This is a genomic window from Rickettsiales bacterium (assembly GCA_035765535.1).
Taxonomy (GTDB): domain Bacteria; phylum Pseudomonadota; class Alphaproteobacteria; order Rickettsiales; family JABCZZ01; genus JABCZZ01.
Window position 1 is genome coordinate 369,263 of the sequence record DASTXE010000006.1, and the last position, 14,636, is coordinate 383,898.

At 52.7% G+C, this 14,636-nt stretch carries 13 protein-coding genes; 3 read left to right on the forward strand and 10 right to left on the reverse strand.

Features of this window, described 5'->3' with window-relative positions; genetic code table 11:
* Window positions 1-5 precede the first annotated feature (5 nt).
* From VFT64_10425 to VFT64_10445, 5 genes are all read right to left on the reverse strand, one after another.
* Window positions 6-2,183 carry a TonB-dependent siderophore receptor gene (locus VFT64_10425; GenBank protein ID HEU5048243.1) on the reverse strand — a complete coding sequence of 726 codons (2,178 nt, stop codon included), beginning with the start codon at window positions 2,181-2,183 and terminating at the stop codon, window positions 6-8.
* A gap of 18 nt (window positions 2,184-2,201) precedes the next feature.
* Entirely contained in the window at window positions 2,202-2,618 is a 417-nt protein-coding gene (locus tag VFT64_10430; protein ID HEU5048244.1) for a biopolymer transporter ExbD, read from the reverse strand.
* Between the two features lie 2 nt (window positions 2,619-2,620).
* Window positions 2,621-3,301 (reverse strand): MotA/TolQ/ExbB proton channel family protein, encoded by a 681-nt coding sequence (locus VFT64_10435; GenBank protein HEU5048245.1) that lies wholly within the window; start codon window positions 3,299-3,301, stop codon window positions 2,621-2,623.
* Between the two features lie 10 nt (window positions 3,302-3,311).
* Complete coding sequence (locus tag VFT64_10440) at window positions 3,312-3,950, reverse strand: energy transducer TonB (GenBank protein HEU5048246.1); 639 nt, start codon at window positions 3,948-3,950, stop codon at window positions 3,312-3,314.
* A gap of 140 nt (window positions 3,951-4,090) precedes the next feature.
* Complete coding sequence (locus tag VFT64_10445; GenBank protein HEU5048247.1) at window positions 4,091-4,576, reverse strand: DUF2269 domain-containing protein; 486 nt, start codon at window positions 4,574-4,576, stop codon at window positions 4,091-4,093.
* 362 nt (window positions 4,577-4,938) lie between these two features.
* Between VFT64_10445 and VFT64_10450 the strand changes: the two genes are divergently transcribed.
* The 3 genes from VFT64_10450 to VFT64_10460 all read left to right on the forward strand — a co-directional run bounded on the left by VFT64_10450 (window position 4,939) and on the right by VFT64_10460 (window position 9,779).
* Window positions 4,939-6,642 carry a hypothetical protein gene (locus VFT64_10450; protein HEU5048248.1) on the forward strand — a complete coding sequence of 568 codons (1,704 nt, stop codon included), beginning with the start codon at window positions 4,939-4,941 and terminating at the stop codon, window positions 6,640-6,642.
* A gap of 181 nt (window positions 6,643-6,823) precedes the next feature.
* Window positions 6,824-8,443, forward strand: a complete 1,620-nt coding sequence (locus tag VFT64_10455) for an alpha-glucosidase (GenBank protein ID HEU5048249.1) — start codon at window positions 6,824-6,826, stop codon at window positions 8,441-8,443.
* Between the two features lie 43 nt (window positions 8,444-8,486).
* Window positions 8,487-9,779 (forward strand): MFS transporter, encoded by a 1,293-nt coding sequence (locus VFT64_10460; protein ID HEU5048250.1) that lies wholly within the window; start codon window positions 8,487-8,489, stop codon window positions 9,777-9,779.
* Here the strand turns inward: VFT64_10460 and VFT64_10465 are convergent.
* The 5 genes from VFT64_10465 to edd are packed head-to-tail and all read right to left on the reverse strand — an operon-like array spanning window position 9,776 to window position 14,635.
* Window positions 9,776-10,129, reverse strand: coding sequence for a cupin domain-containing protein (locus VFT64_10465; protein HEU5048251.1), 354 nt, complete (start codon window positions 10,127-10,129; stop codon window positions 9,776-9,778). The two genes, VFT64_10460 and VFT64_10465, sit on opposite strands and share 4 nt — an antisense overlap.
* An 8-nt stretch (window positions 10,130-10,137) precedes the next feature.
* Window positions 10,138-11,190, reverse strand: a complete 1,053-nt coding sequence (locus VFT64_10470) for an aldose epimerase family protein (GenBank protein ID HEU5048252.1) — start codon at window positions 11,188-11,190, stop codon at window positions 10,138-10,140.
* Window positions 11,191-11,216: 26 nt separating this feature from the next.
* A complete protein-coding gene (locus VFT64_10475) occupies window positions 11,217-11,846 on the reverse strand; it encodes a bifunctional 4-hydroxy-2-oxoglutarate aldolase/2-dehydro-3-deoxy-phosphogluconate aldolase (protein ID HEU5048253.1) in 630 nt (209 codons plus the stop codon).
* Between the two features lie 4 nt (window positions 11,847-11,850).
* Entirely contained in the window at window positions 11,851-12,819 is a 969-nt protein-coding gene (glk, locus tag VFT64_10480; protein ID HEU5048254.1) for a glucokinase, read from the reverse strand.
* Window positions 12,812-14,635 carry a phosphogluconate dehydratase gene (gene edd, locus VFT64_10485; protein ID HEU5048255.1) on the reverse strand — a complete coding sequence of 608 codons (1,824 nt, stop codon included), beginning with the start codon at window positions 14,633-14,635 and terminating at the stop codon, window positions 12,812-12,814. Before edd ends, glk begins: the two co-directional genes overlap by 8 nt.
* Window position 14,636: the final 1 nt, after the last annotated feature.

Sequence of the window (14,636 nt, forward strand, 5' to 3'; positions counted from 1 at the left end):
TTTTCCTAAAAACTGAAGCTGGTGGTAAGCAGTGCCGTGCGTCCCGCGCCCGGAACGATATGCGAAGGATGTATCTGGTCGTAATAATCCGTGTTCAGAAGATTCGTTATGTTAAGCTGCATATTGATATTGTCGGTAAGCGGGTATTTCGCCATGGCGTCGAATGTCACATATCCCGGCGCCACTTCCATCACATGGCTGGTGGCATTGGGCGTGGTGCTCGCATTGCGGCTGGAGATGGCGTTCATACCGCCCCCTACTTCCAGCTTGCTCGTGAGCTGGTAAGTATTCCACAGGCTGAATGTGTGCTTCGGCGCATTAGCAACAGGATTACCCTGTTCCAACAGATTGGTCGACTTCACGACCTCGCTGTCCATAAAGGCATAACCGCCAAAGATCTGCCATTTCTTTGTGATATGTCCGCTTAGGCCCACCTCAAAACCCTGCACTCTCTGCTCGCCGGAGAGAATATTCAGCAGGGGGTTATTCGGGTCCGGAGTGCGCGCATTCGTCTTATCATCCCGGAACACGGCAAAATTCGCGGAAAGCTTCTTGTCAAACAGGTCCCATTTCGTACCTGCTTCATAAGAAAGCGTTTTCTCCGGCGCTACATTGGCATTGGCTGCGGAAAGCGAAAGCTGCTCAATGGATGGATTAAATGACGTGCCAACCGCCACATAGAAACTGCCGATAGGCACAGGCTTATAAACTGTCCCGCCGCGCCAGCTTAACATATCATCTGTTCTGCTGAAGCTGGAAGCAGGCGAAACCGATTGCGAATAATCGGAATCCACATGGTCGAAACGCACCCCCCCGATAAGATCCCATTTCGGCGTGATCGCCATTGTGTCCAAGGCATAAGCAGCAACCGTATTGGCACTTGCCTTCACACGTGAGCTGACGCTCTCCGTACCGCTGAAAAGCTGGTCTTCATTCGGATTGGCAAGATTCGTCGTGGGAACGCCGCTCCATGTATAGCGCGTAGGATCCGAAGTTTCATGCGAAAGCTCCAATCCGGTCACCACGGTGTGCCTGAACTGGCCCGTGTTGAATTTACTGGTCAAATCCGTCTGGTTATCAAAGAATTGCTCGGTACTCTTCGCCGTAATTTCATTACGGGTGACGGTGACTGCCGAAGGAGGCGTATTCGGCGATGGCAGGCTGGAAATCTTCGGCTCGGTAATACGTACGTTGCGGTCATAATTAGCAATACGTACCTGATCGCGCAGCGTCAGATTATCATTAAAGTCATGCTCGAATTTTGCCGTGCCGATATCCACATCGGTCTTCAGGTAATCGGCGTTGCCATTCTTGAAGCCATAGAAATTCTTGGTATCCACCGCCGCAGGGCTGCCATAGAACCAGGGTACGCCGTAATCGGGAATGTCATCCTCCGACTGGTGAAAATAGCTGAGCGTATAACGCGTGGATGTACCAGCCCCCACTTCCACCGTAGGCGCAAAGCCGTAACGGCTGTTATGCGCGCCGTCACGACCGGCCACACCGCCATCATCCCCCATTGCATTCAGACGCACAATAACACCGTCCCCGGCATTGTGGTTGAGATCGGCAGTGACACGCTTCGTACCGTCGGTGCCGAAGGCCAGCGCACCGCGATTGAAATTGGTATGCTCCGGATCTTTGCTGACCTGGTTGACGACGCCCCCTGTCGAACCGCGCCCGAAGAGCAGAGAATCAGGCCCTTTCAGCACTTCAACGCTTTCGAGATTAAACGGATCGCGGTAATAGCTTCCAAAGTCGCGCATGCCGTCCAGATAGAAATCCGAACGCGCGGTAAATCCGCGTATGGTAAGGTTATCGCCTTGTGCCCCACCTTCACCGGCCGCAAGACTAATTCCCGGCACATTGCGCAAAGCGTCGCGCATGGTGGTCACGCCCTGATCGTCCATCAGCTTTTTGGGAACCGTTGTGATAGAAGCAGGCGTATCTTTCACGGAGGATGTGATCTTGCTCAGGGAAGGATCGGCAGTCACATATCCCTGCTGCCCGCTTTCACCCTCGACTGTCACCACCGGCATTTGCGTGACCGGAGTATTATTATCCGCTGCCGTCGCAGAAACCGCAACACCGGTCAGCATGGAAGTGATAAGCAGGAAAGAACTTATCTTATGAAAATAATAATTATTTGCATTTATAAGACGCACGGCAGGATGAGAGAGCATAATCTTTCCTTTTTATGGTTAGGGATTTTTGGGTTGGGTGACAAAGCCGATATTGCCGAGGCCAAAACGCGAGGCCAGTGCCAGCAGATGGCTTACCTTGCTGTAAGCAACGGATTCATCTGCACGGATATGCAGCGGCTGTTTTGTATCTTTTGTAGCAAGCTGTTGCAGCTGCTCTTCCAGCTGTTCAGATGTTACCGCTTTCTCATCTATATAATATTGCCCGCCTGCATTAACAGAAAGCACGACCGCTTTTTGTTCTGTTACATGCGCAGCTGCTTCATGCGGAAGCTCCAACTTGATTGTATTATTAAGCAACGGTGCTGTGACCAGGAAAATCACCACTAGCACCAGCAACACATCCACAAGCGGCGTCGCATTGATCTCCGCCAATGGCGCATGCAGATCGTCGCGATCAAAAGAACCCATCGCCATGATCAGTCCCTTACAAGCTGGATATTGTCGCCGACAAAACGCGAAGTGGAATTGCGTAGCGGAATATACACGGTCATCTGCTCGGCGATATGGCGCAAATCCTGCACATGCACGCGGTTCATCCGCACGAATGCATTATAGGCAAGCACGGCAGGAATCGCCGCAAACAAGCCGACAGCCGTCGCCACTAGCGCCTCCCCCACCGGTCCCGCTACTGCGGTTAGGCCCGCATTACCTTCAGCAGTGATCTTTGCAAGCGCTCCGGTAATTCCCCACACCGTGCCGAAGAGACCGATGAAAGGCGATGTGCTGCCGACCGAAGCCAGCATAGTGAGCCCCTTATCCAGTTGCACTTTGGCAAGATCGAGCGCCTGTATTAAATGCATGGAGAGAATGGTCTGGCGTTCTTCATGGGCATAGGATGCGATGACCGGCTTCAGCCGCTCCGCTTCATCGGTCAGCATATCGACCATACCGTTAACACGTGCAGACGTAACATGCTTCGGCCAGTCTGCCTGGGTGGTGTATTTACGGCGGAACTGCTGCAGCGCTCTGCGGTCCGCACGCAAGCTAAAACCTTTCCACAGCAAAATATACCAGCTGATGACCGACATAGCGATAAGCGCACCGAGCACGGCAATAACGACCGGGTCTCCCTGTGTAAGCGTATGTAAGATGTTCACTTGTATCTCCTCAATCCAATTTAAACTGCACCGGTACCATTACCCTTGCATCTACCGCTTCATTGCCGCGTTTTGCAGGAATGAACCGCCAGTTTCTGACCGCATCGCGCGCAGCTTCATCGAGCAGTGAAGAACCGCTTGTATGCGCAACGTTAACGCTATGGGCCGAGCCTTCTTTGGTAACAGCAACATCCAGCATCACCTGCCCCTGCACACCGCGGCGTTTTGCAGAAAGCGGATATTCAGGCGGTGGGTTTTGCAAATATGCAGCATTAAAAACCGGCTCCGTAGTCGCTGCCAGTTTATCTGTGGCATTTGCATCTTGCGGACCGGAAGTGGACGGAGCAGAAACTTTCTCCTTAATAGCTTCCACCTTCTTCTGTGGTTTCCGTTTATGTTCGGTCTTACTGCGTGCCTGCATGCCCTTGGGCTTTGGCGACGCAAGCAGCACCGGATCAACAACAGGTGTTTCTTCTTTCACTTCCACTTTTTGAATAACGGAGGGCGCTACCATGCTGACCTGGATCACCTGCTGCGGCAGGGCTGCAGTCTCAGCGGGCATCAAAGCCCATGCAGCTACACCGCCATGCAACGCAACCGCACTGGTCATTGCGATGATATGTTCCCATGATTTCCTGTCTGGCTGCATATTTTAATTAATAATAATTCTTAGTTGCATATTGGGTAGAATAAAATCCTTACCCTGTCAATGCAAATAATAATCATTATTAGTTAATGGAGATAATATGTGCTTTATAAGCAGCTAAGCAAAGATACGTTGTGTGTGAATTAATGCGCAACAAGGCCGGACAGAAAGGCAATCTGCGGCTTTACCACCATCAGATAGGAGATCCCTGCCAGAGAGAGAAATGCGATGACGGCCAGCCATTCCCAATTCCTATGCATTTGCCGAAAACGCGGCGGCAATTCCTCCCGGCTTGAAAATGCAACCTGCGCCATATCGCGCATCTTGCTTTGCTGTAACGCTCCCATGACCCAGCATACAGCGGCAAAGAGATACAGCATGACAGCAAGCACCAACCAACCTTCCGTGAAGGAGTAATCTCGCTCATGCATCATCATCATACCTGTGGCAGGCTGAATGACACCGGTCGGCAGAGTAAACATCCAGTTCATACGCACAACATTGCGCGCAGAGAAATAAATGCTGCCAGGTTCCCGGCTGCGATTCGCCATAAACAGAAAGAAAGCGCCGCCCACCGCAGTTCCGAGCAGAATAATGGAATTTAGGATATGGATCCATTCGAGTAACATGCTTTCTTATACCTTTCCTCGTTTATCTTTTGCAATCCGCAAGTCCAAAACTTCCATGCCTAACATTTTACGAAATCGTTTCCAATACTCTTCGGAGAAATATTTTATTTGTTATACAATGTATTAAGTGGAAAAATCCTATTACACCTACCACATTCACAGCAATGACTTTTACAAAAAACAAATACTTGTCCGAAAGCATGAAAAAAGATAAAATCAAGTTTTACAATACATTGGAAACTATTTATGGGCCCGGGACCCCGTAAAGGCCATTTTGTAACACAATCTTCATACAACAAGTTAACGATTTTTTGTATGATAACAGAATGCAATAGTCTCTATTGTCACAAAGGTACAAGTCTATGGGATCTCGGTATGACTGGCAGGACCCGTCCTCGCCAATCAAACAGATAGATGTTACAAAGAACGCTGGCGGATGGCTGCAGGTAGTCATTTACGCCCCCCAGAACTTCGACAGCAAATTGGCTACGCTTCCGCAATATCTGACAAAGCGCGGATACATCACTTACGGCGATACGGTAGAGGGACAGCAGGTTTATAAGATTGCAGATTTCGGCAAGAAGGAAGAACCCATCCTGGACGTATTGCGCAATGGCGGCTTCACCGCAGGCGCCCCCAAGAAATCAGATACGCCCGATCATATTCAGGAACTCACAGGCCTGGAAAAGGTGCGTCGTTACAGCGCCAACCTCAGCGGCATCTTTGGTATAGCAGGCCATGCACTGCAGATCGTATACGGTAAGTTGACCGGCGATAAAAATCGTATCACGGCCGGTGTGCTCTACGGCACTTCCAACATGCTGGGAGCAGCATTTGGCTCCGGCGCAGGCCCCATCCAGTTTTCGCGTATTACCAGCGGGCTGCATGATTTTCTGCACAAGGAAGGGCTTACCTTTACCGAACCCCTTATCAAAACACCTGAGATTACCTATCGCGAACGTACGCTGGGGCACCGTGTATGGGATATGGCAAAAACCCACCCGATCCAGGTATTAAACGCCATCGCACTTCCAGGTAACATTGCATTGCTGCGAAGCGGTCTCATGGAAGCCAGCCACCGCAAGGACATGCCCCTGCTCAAACGCCCGGGTATTGGCACTGCCGGGGCCGCTGCTGTGGCTGCGACCAGCGCCCTGATTGCCGTAGTGATACCGGAAGTTTCCGAAGAAAAACTTGACCAGTTCCGCAAGAGAAAAGGCTTCCTTAAATGCCTGAAAGACGGAGAAATCGGCGAGGCCTTCAAGATCCTGCCCGATTCCGTCTATATGTTCATTGCCCGCAAACCGCTTGCGGTGCAGGGCGCCCTGCTCTTGTCGGATAATGCCCTTATGCTTAAGGACGCTTACGAAACGTCCAAAAGCTACCAGCAGAACATCAGCAACGGCATGCATCGTGCCGAACCCCCATTAAAATGGGCAATCGCCAGCCTTTACTCCACTTCCAGCCTGTTCACCGGTATCACGACGGAAAAGCGCCACGAATATTATGAAAGCCCGCAGGCTTATGAAGGGCTATATACACAGGTTGCCAACCTTCTATTGACATCCCCCAGAGGCACCACTCCGGAAATTATCAAGCATACGGCTGCTTTTCTTGCTGCCGATCGCGATGTACGCATCCACGAAAATCAGATTGAACAAGGACTGACAGACAAAATCAGGGAACTCCAGAACAACCCCTGGATAAAATCTGCTCTAAAAGAAGTGGATACTCAGCAGGCCGCAACTCCGCAAACACCTGCCACCTCCCCGGCAGCGCCAGATGCTTCCCATCATGCGGCAGATAGCAGCACGCATCCTGCTCACCATGAAAATGCCGCCGCACCACAAAATGCACCTGAACACGCTGCTGCCGCAACTGCCTCTAAAGGCTATGTGGACAAAGTTCGCCCTCAGGCTCAGGCGACCCCCGGCATGGCGCCGAAAGCAACAAATGATTTAAAACCCCGCCCCCTGCCCACCACTCCTCCAGAGTCCTGGACCCAGAGAAGAGACTCCGAAACCGCTACAGACCCCGCACTTTCCGGGGCTTCCATACGCGCTTAACACTCCCCTAAATTTCTACTGGCAAAAATTCGTTCGTATACTATAACGGTATACCCGGCAAAAGGGTATTGTGATGTATAATATACGACTATTGCTAATGTTCGGTCTGGTTTCAGCATGTCTTTGCGATAAAGCAAAGACGGCACAGCCCCCTGTTGCTTAAGTTCAAAAGGAAATATTAATGACGAAAGACTCCAAGGATTGGTGGCGCGGCGCCGTTATCTATCAGATTTACCCCCGCAGCTTTCATGATACGAATAATGACGGTGTAGGCGATCTGCGCGGCATCACGGAAAAGATGGATTACCTGGCCCAGCTGGGCATTGACGCAATCTGGATTTCACCGTTCTTCAAATCCCCCATGAAGGATTTCGGCTACGACGTTTCCGATTATGAAGCGGTCGATCCGCTTTTCGGCACGATGGAAGATTTCGACAAAATGATCGAAACCGCCCACGCAAAAGGCATCAAGATCATGATCGACCAGGTAATCAGCCATACCTCGGATCAGCATGAATGGTTCAAGGAAAGCCGCAGCAGCAAGGATAATCCCAAGGCAGACTGGTATGTCTGGGCAGACGCAAAGCCGGATGGTACCGCTCCCAACAACTGGATGTCCTATTTCGGCGGCCCGGCTTGGCAATGGGATACCAGACGCCAGCAATATTATATGCATAACTTCCTGGCCAGCCAGCCGGACGTAAATTTCCATAATCCACAAGTGCGTCAGGCATTGCTGGATAGCGTTGAATTCTGGCTGAAAAAAGGCGTCGACGGATTCCGCCTCGACACTGTAGATATGTATTACTGCGATAAGGAACTACGTTCCAACCCGCCGCGTCCCCCCGGTGTGATCGACGGTATTCCGGAGAGCAATCCCTATTCGCGTCAGCAGCATATCTATGACCGCAGCCGCCCCGAGAATCTTACCTTCCTCGAAGATTTCCGCAAGCTCACCGACCGCTATGAGAATATCACCACTGTAGGTGAACTCGGTGCCGAAAACGCGCTCGACCTGATGGCCGATTATACCAAAAAGGATAAGCGCCTGCACATGGCTTATACTTTCCCGCTCTTAGGGGATAAATTCAGCGCTGCTCATGTGCGCCAGTCCGTTGAATATATGGAAGCCCACATCCAGGATGGCTGGGCCTGCTGGGCGTTCACCAATCACGACATCGTGCGCGTCGTGTCCCGTTGGGGCAAAGGCAAACATAATGACCGCTTTGCAAAAATGCTTATTGCGCTGATGAGCAGCCTGCGCGGCTCCGTCTGCATGTATCAGGGCGAAGAACTCGGCCTGACGGAAGCGGATGTGCCGTATGAAAAACTGCAGGATCCGTATGGCATTGAATTCTGGCCGGAATTCAAAGGCCGCGATGGTTGCCGCACCCCCATGCCCTGGCAGGCCGACAAACCTAATGCAGGTTTTTCGGTCAAAGAACCGTGGCTGCCTGTGCCGAAGGATCATCTGCCCCTGGCTGCCGACGCACAGGAAAAGAACAAGGATTCCGTGCTGAATTTTACCCGCCAGTTCTTTAAATGGCGCAAAACGCAACCTGCATTGATGAAAGGCGATATCAAGTTCTATGATGCGCCGGAACCCATCGTTGCGTTCACTCGCAACTGGGAGGGAAAAACCCTGCTTTGCGTATTCAACCTTGGATTGGAAGAACTTAGCTACAAAATTCCGCTCAGTGGCACCGTGAAACATGTGCAAATGGACGGTTTTGCTTGCATGCAAGAGAACAATATGCTTCATTTACCGCCCTATTCGGCGTTCTTTGCTACTGTGGAGTAATGGTGGAGTAAGTCGATACCGATAAAAGAGCTGGAGTGAGACCATGCATACTGCAAGCACATTGCGTATTAAGTTATCGTTATTTCTGACCTACTTCGTTTTTGCTGTCCTGATGAACAGCGTCGGGACGGTGATTCTGCAAGTCATCAATAATTACGGTGTCAGCAAGACCGATGCCAGCATTCTGGAAGCCTTCAAGGATCTGACGATTGCTTCGGTTTCGTTCCTGGTGGCATCGTTCCTCGCACGGTTTGGCTTCCGCAGGGCGATGATGGTGGGGCTGGCGATGGTAACGCTTGCAACGCTTGCCATGCCGCTGATCCCCTCTTTCTGGACCACTAAACTACTGTTCTTGTCTGTCGGCATCGCTTTTGCCCTGACGAAAGTATCCGTCTATTCCACTGTCGGCTTGATTACTGAAGATGCCAGGGAGCATGCTGGCTTCATGAACACTATCGAAGGAATCTTCATGATCGGGGTTCTTTCCGGTTATTGGCTGTTCAGCGCGTTTATTGACTCCACAAATCCGCATTCTCAAAGCTGGTTGAATGTCTACTGGATCATCGCCGCAGTCTGTGCCTTCAACATCGTAGCGCTCTATGTCTCCCCCTGCGATGAATCTAACGCCCGCGTCGATGGCTCCAAAGTTTCCGATGATTTCCGCGGCATGCTGCGCCTGATGGCACGTCCTATGGTCTATATGTTCGTGATTTCGATATTCCTTTACGTACTGATTGAGCAGAGCATCTGCACCTGGCTACCCACCTTCAATAACCAGATTTTAAAGCTTCCTTCCGCTATGAGCGTACAAATGACCAGCATCTTTGCCGCATGCCTGGCGCTGGGACGTCTGGGCGCAGGTGTAGTGATGCGCCGCATGCACTGGCATCCCGTGCTGACAGCCTGCCTGCTGGCCATGGGAGTACTGGTATTACTCACCCTTCCCCTCACGCATGGCATTACCGAGAACCCGGCTCTGACATGGTGGACTGCACCACCCGCCGCGTATATTTTCCCATTGATCGGATTGTTCATGGCACCGATTTACCCCGCTCTCAGCTCCGTGATGCTCAGCGCCCTGCCGAAACACCAGCACTCGGCTATGTGCGGCCTGATCGTAATTTTCTCGGCATTGGGCGGAACGATCGGTTCGCGTATTACCGGCTACACGTTCGACCATTTCAGTGGCCAGACGGCTTTCTATCTGTCCCTGATTCCTATGGGGATTATCATGATCTCGTTATTCTTCTTCAAGCGCGAAACCGATAAAATCATCGGCACGGAGCAGTTGGATGAAGAGCGGAAGGAAAACGCTAACTCGCTGGCCGCAGCTTAAATAGCGCGGTAAGGTGCCGCAGTCGCTTCGTCGCCTGTATTGGGAGTGCCAGCAGGCTCGATCAACAAAAGATGGGCCTCCTCTTCCGCATACGGCTGATGCTCAACTCCGCGGGGCACCACATATAATTCTCCCGGCCCCAGAACCACGTCGCGATCACGCAGGCGGATTGTAAGACGCCCTTTCAGGACAAGAAAGAAATCATCCGTATCGTCATGCTTATGCCAGACGAATTCACCGCACACTTTCACGACCATCACATTATGGCCGTTAAAGTTGCTGACCGTCCTGGGCGCCCAATGCCCTGAAAATAAGGCAAGCTTCTCCGCCAGATTAATACTGTCACTCATATGAAATCCTAGAAATGGGAAAACCGGTATATCGTCTCGGAGGCGCGAGCCTGCCCGGGGCGCAAAATCGTGGATGGGAACTGCGGCTTATTGGGGGAGTCCGGAAAATGCTGGGTCTCCAGGCACAGGCCGCTACGCTTTGTATAAGAAGTTTTCCCCGACTTGCTGGCAAAGCCTTCGCGTATATGCTGGCCCGTATAAAACTGCATGCCCGGCTCTGTCGTCAGCACTTCCAGCACGCGTCCACTTGAAGGCTCTTCCACACGCGCAGCCAGCACGGCACCGTTGCCCCCTGCAGGCTTATCCAGCACGAAATTAATATCGAACCCTCCGCCAAGCTCCATCTGCGGATGCCGCTCGCTCAACGCATCCCCTATAGGACGTATATGCCGCAGATCATAGGGAGTTCCTTCCACGGTCACGATCTCCCCTGTCGGGATCATATCCGCATTGAGCGGGGTGTAAGCTGCAGCGAATATCTGTATCCTGTGTCCGTCGACCGTACCGCACCCCTCGCCTGCAAGATTAAAATAGGTATGGTTGGTGAGGTTAAGCGGAGTCGCCTTGTCAGTGGTTGCATAATATTGAATCCGCACGGCATTATCTTCGGTCAGCGTATAGGTAACACGCACGGAGACATTACCGGGATAGCCTTCTTCTCCGTCACGCGAATCATAGGTAAAAGTGATAGTGCTATCGCTACGAGCCACCATATTCCACAGCACGCGATTAAAACCGGTATGGCCGCCATGCTGGTGATTAGGGGGTTTGTTCACAGTCAGTGCATAAGACACGCCGTCGAGCCCGAATTTTCCGCCCGCAATGCGGTTGCAGAATCGCCCGATCGTCCCTCCGAAAGAAGGATGTTCCCTGTTTTTATAATCCTGCGGATTCCTGAACCCAAGCGCTACGTCCGCCACCACGCCGTTTTTATCGGGAACACAGATGCAGGTAATCGCCGCGCCGAAATTGGTAATGCCAACCTGCATTCCGTGAGCATTCTTGAGCTCATATAAGGTAATTGTATTGTCTTCGGAAACCGCCTTCTGCACTGAACTCATAGTCCCTCTTTCCGAAATGTTCCGCTTTACCTTTTAACTGCAGCAAGCGCCTCTTTAACCAGCATGGTGATCTCGCCCCATTTCCCTTCCCGGATCGGCTGGGTGGGAACAATCCACGAACCGCCCACGCATAACACGTTAGGCTGTCCCAGATATTCATTCATATTCGCCTGCGTGATGCCGCCTGTGGGGCAGAACTTCACATTGCCGAACAGCGCAGCGAAATTCTTGAGCATCCCTACCCCACCAGCCAGCGCCGCCGGAAAGAATTTCAGGCGGTCAAAACCATGCTGCATCGCGAGCAGCGCTTCGGATGTCGTGGAGATACCCGGAATATACGGCACACCGCATTGTTTTCCCGCCGTAAGAAGCGCATCCGTAATACCGGGACTGATGATGAACTGCGCTCCCACATCCTTTACCCTGGCAAAGCCATCTGCGCTGGTAATGGTTCCCGCTCCCACCACCATATTTTTTCGCTCTTGAGCCAGCAGCTTGATCGCATCGAGCGCCGCACCCGTGCGCAGTGTCACTTCCATCGTCTTGATGCCACCTTCCGCCAGTGCATCCGCCAGCGGCAGCGCATCTTCCGCCCGCTCCAGCGTAATGACGGGAATAATCGGTCCAAGGGTAAGAATATCGTGTGCTGCGCTCATAAGCTCACTTTCGGTTATTGAGAATTGTCGCCGCACCAACAAGTGCCGTCTGAACACTGTCGGTTATCACATAAAGCGGTATCTCCGAGACATAATCCTTAAAGCGTCCTTTAGCCTCAAAACGACCGCGCAAACGGCTTTTATGCACCAGATCGCCGAGTTTCGGAACGATCCCGCCACCGATGTAAATGCCCCCCATCGCGCCGAGCTGTAATGCCCAATCTCCGGCCACAGTGCCAAGCACACCGAGGAACAGCTTCACCACTTCACCGCATGTGGATTGCGGATCTTCAATCGCCTCGATGGTAATATCGGATGCTTTGAGCGCACGCGGTTTTTCGCCCTTGATATGACTTAGCGATCGGTACAGGAACTCAATCCCCGCGCCGGAAAGTATGCGTTCGACTGAAACGCGCTCGCCATATTCCTTCCATCCAAGGCGCATGATCTCGGCTTCCACCTCATTGACCGGTGCAAAACCGATATGTCCGCCTTCACCCTGCAGCGCCGTCCACTGTTCGCCGCCCCAGATAAGCGCGGAAACGCCGAACCCGGTTCCGGCCCCCATGACACCGATCGGCATATGTTCTTTCGGACTACCACCGCCTACAGCAAAATACTGCTCTGGAGTGAGTTCAGGCACGCCCATGGCAAGCGCCGTGAAATCATTTACGAATACTACTCTCCTGAGCCCAAGCGCGTCTTTGATCGCTTTCTGCGAAAATTCCCAGTCGCAGTTCGTGAGCTTTACCGTATCGCCCGTGATAGGACACGCAAGCGCAAGGCATGCACTGTCGACCTTCGGATTACCCTGCTCCCGAAGAAACGCCTTCAGCGCATCCACTGTGCTGCCGTAATCGCTATTGATACAGTTATAAATGCTTTCGGATACGAGCTTACCGTCTTCCACAAGCGCAAAGCGCGCATTGGTTCCGCCTACATCTCCAACGAATGAAATCTGTTTATTAGTCATGACTGGTCAACACAAATGAGGCGCCGTCTTCCGCGCCGGTGACAACATGACGTGCGCCGGAAAACAGCTCACGTCCAAGCCCATGGTGATAGTGACTGATATCAGGGCTGGCGGGTTCGCGCGCGGCAAGCGTCGCTTCATCCACCTTTACTTCCAAAATTCCTTTCTCAGCATCGAGCAGGATAATATCGCCGTCGCGCACTTTTGCAAGCGGACCGCCACGCAGGCACTCCGGTACGATATGGATCGCCGCAGGCACCTTGCCTGAGGCACCGGACATACGCCCGTCCGTGACCAGCGCCACCTTGAAACCGAGTCCCTGCAGCACGCTGAGCGTCGGCGTCAGCTTATGCAGCTCCGGCATACCGTTCGCACGCGGCCCCTGGAATGCAACGACTGCAACGAAATCCCCATGCAGATCGCCTTTTTTGAATGCTTCAAGCAGCGCTTCCTGGCTAAAAAATACCCTCGCAGGTGCTTCCACTACGCGATGCTCCGGCTTTACGGCCGAAACCTTGATAACAGAACGGCCAAGATTGCCTTTTAGCACACGCAAACCGCCCTCCGGGCTGAACGGCTCATCTGCCGGGCGCAGCACATCTTTGTTGAGGCTTGTGTCATTTACCCGCTGCCATTCTATCTTATCTTCAACAAGCAGCGCTTCGGTGCGGTAATGCTCCAGCCCTTTGCCCATGACCGTCGTCACATCATCATTGAGCAGACCATTTTTCAACAGGCTGTCGATCATGAAACCGAGACCACCTGCCGCATGGAAATGGTTCACATCCGCTTCGCCGTTAGGGTAGACGCGCGCAAGCAGCGGCACCACATGCGAAAGTTCGGCGAAATCATCCCAGTCGATCACGATGCCAGCTGCACGCGCGATGGCGATCAGGTGAATCGTATGGTTCGTCGAACCGCCGGTTGCCACAAGGCCGATAATGCCGTTGACGATCGCTTTTTCGTCCAGCATCTGCGCAAGCGGCAGATACTGCCCCGCCAGTGCTGAATTCTTCATAGCCTGTACCGTCGCCGCCCTCGTGAATGCGTCGCGCAGCTTCGTGCCGGGATTCACAAACGAACTTCCGGGGAGCTGCAGCCCCATGACTTCCATGAGCATCTGGTTGCTGTTCGCTGTGCCGTAGAACGTACAGGTTCCCGGCGAATGGTAGGATTTCGCTTCCGCGTCCAGCAATTCTTCCTTGGTCGCCTTGCCCTGCGCATAAAGCTCACGCACGCGCGCTTTTTCCTTATTCGGCAGGCCCGAAGGCATTGGCCCGCCCGGCACGAACACCACTGGCAGATGGCCGAAGCTCAACGCACCGATCAAAAGCCCCGGCACGATCTTGTCGCAAATTCCCAGGCACAAAGCCGCATCGAACATATTATGCGAAAGCGCCACCGCCGTGGACATGGCTATTACGTCACGGCTGAAGAGCGAAAGTTCCATCCCCGGCTCGCCCTGCGTGACACCGTCACACATCGCAGGCACACCGCCCGCAAACTGCGCCACTGCCCCTACCCTGTGCGCTTCCTGTTTGATGATTGCGGGATACGCTTCATAAGGCTGGTGCGCCGAAAGCATGTCGTTATAGGCAGAAACAATGGCAATATTGGGCTGCTGGCCATTGCGCAGCGCTGCCTTATCTTCTGCACCGCATCCTGCAAAACCATGCGCAAGATTGCCACAGGAAAGCGTGGAGCGCTTGGGCCATTTGCCTGCCGCTTCCTGCATACGCGAAAGGTATGCTTCACGCGTCGTGCGGCTACGTTCAATGATTCTTTTGGTTACATTCAGAATTACGGGATGCGTCATA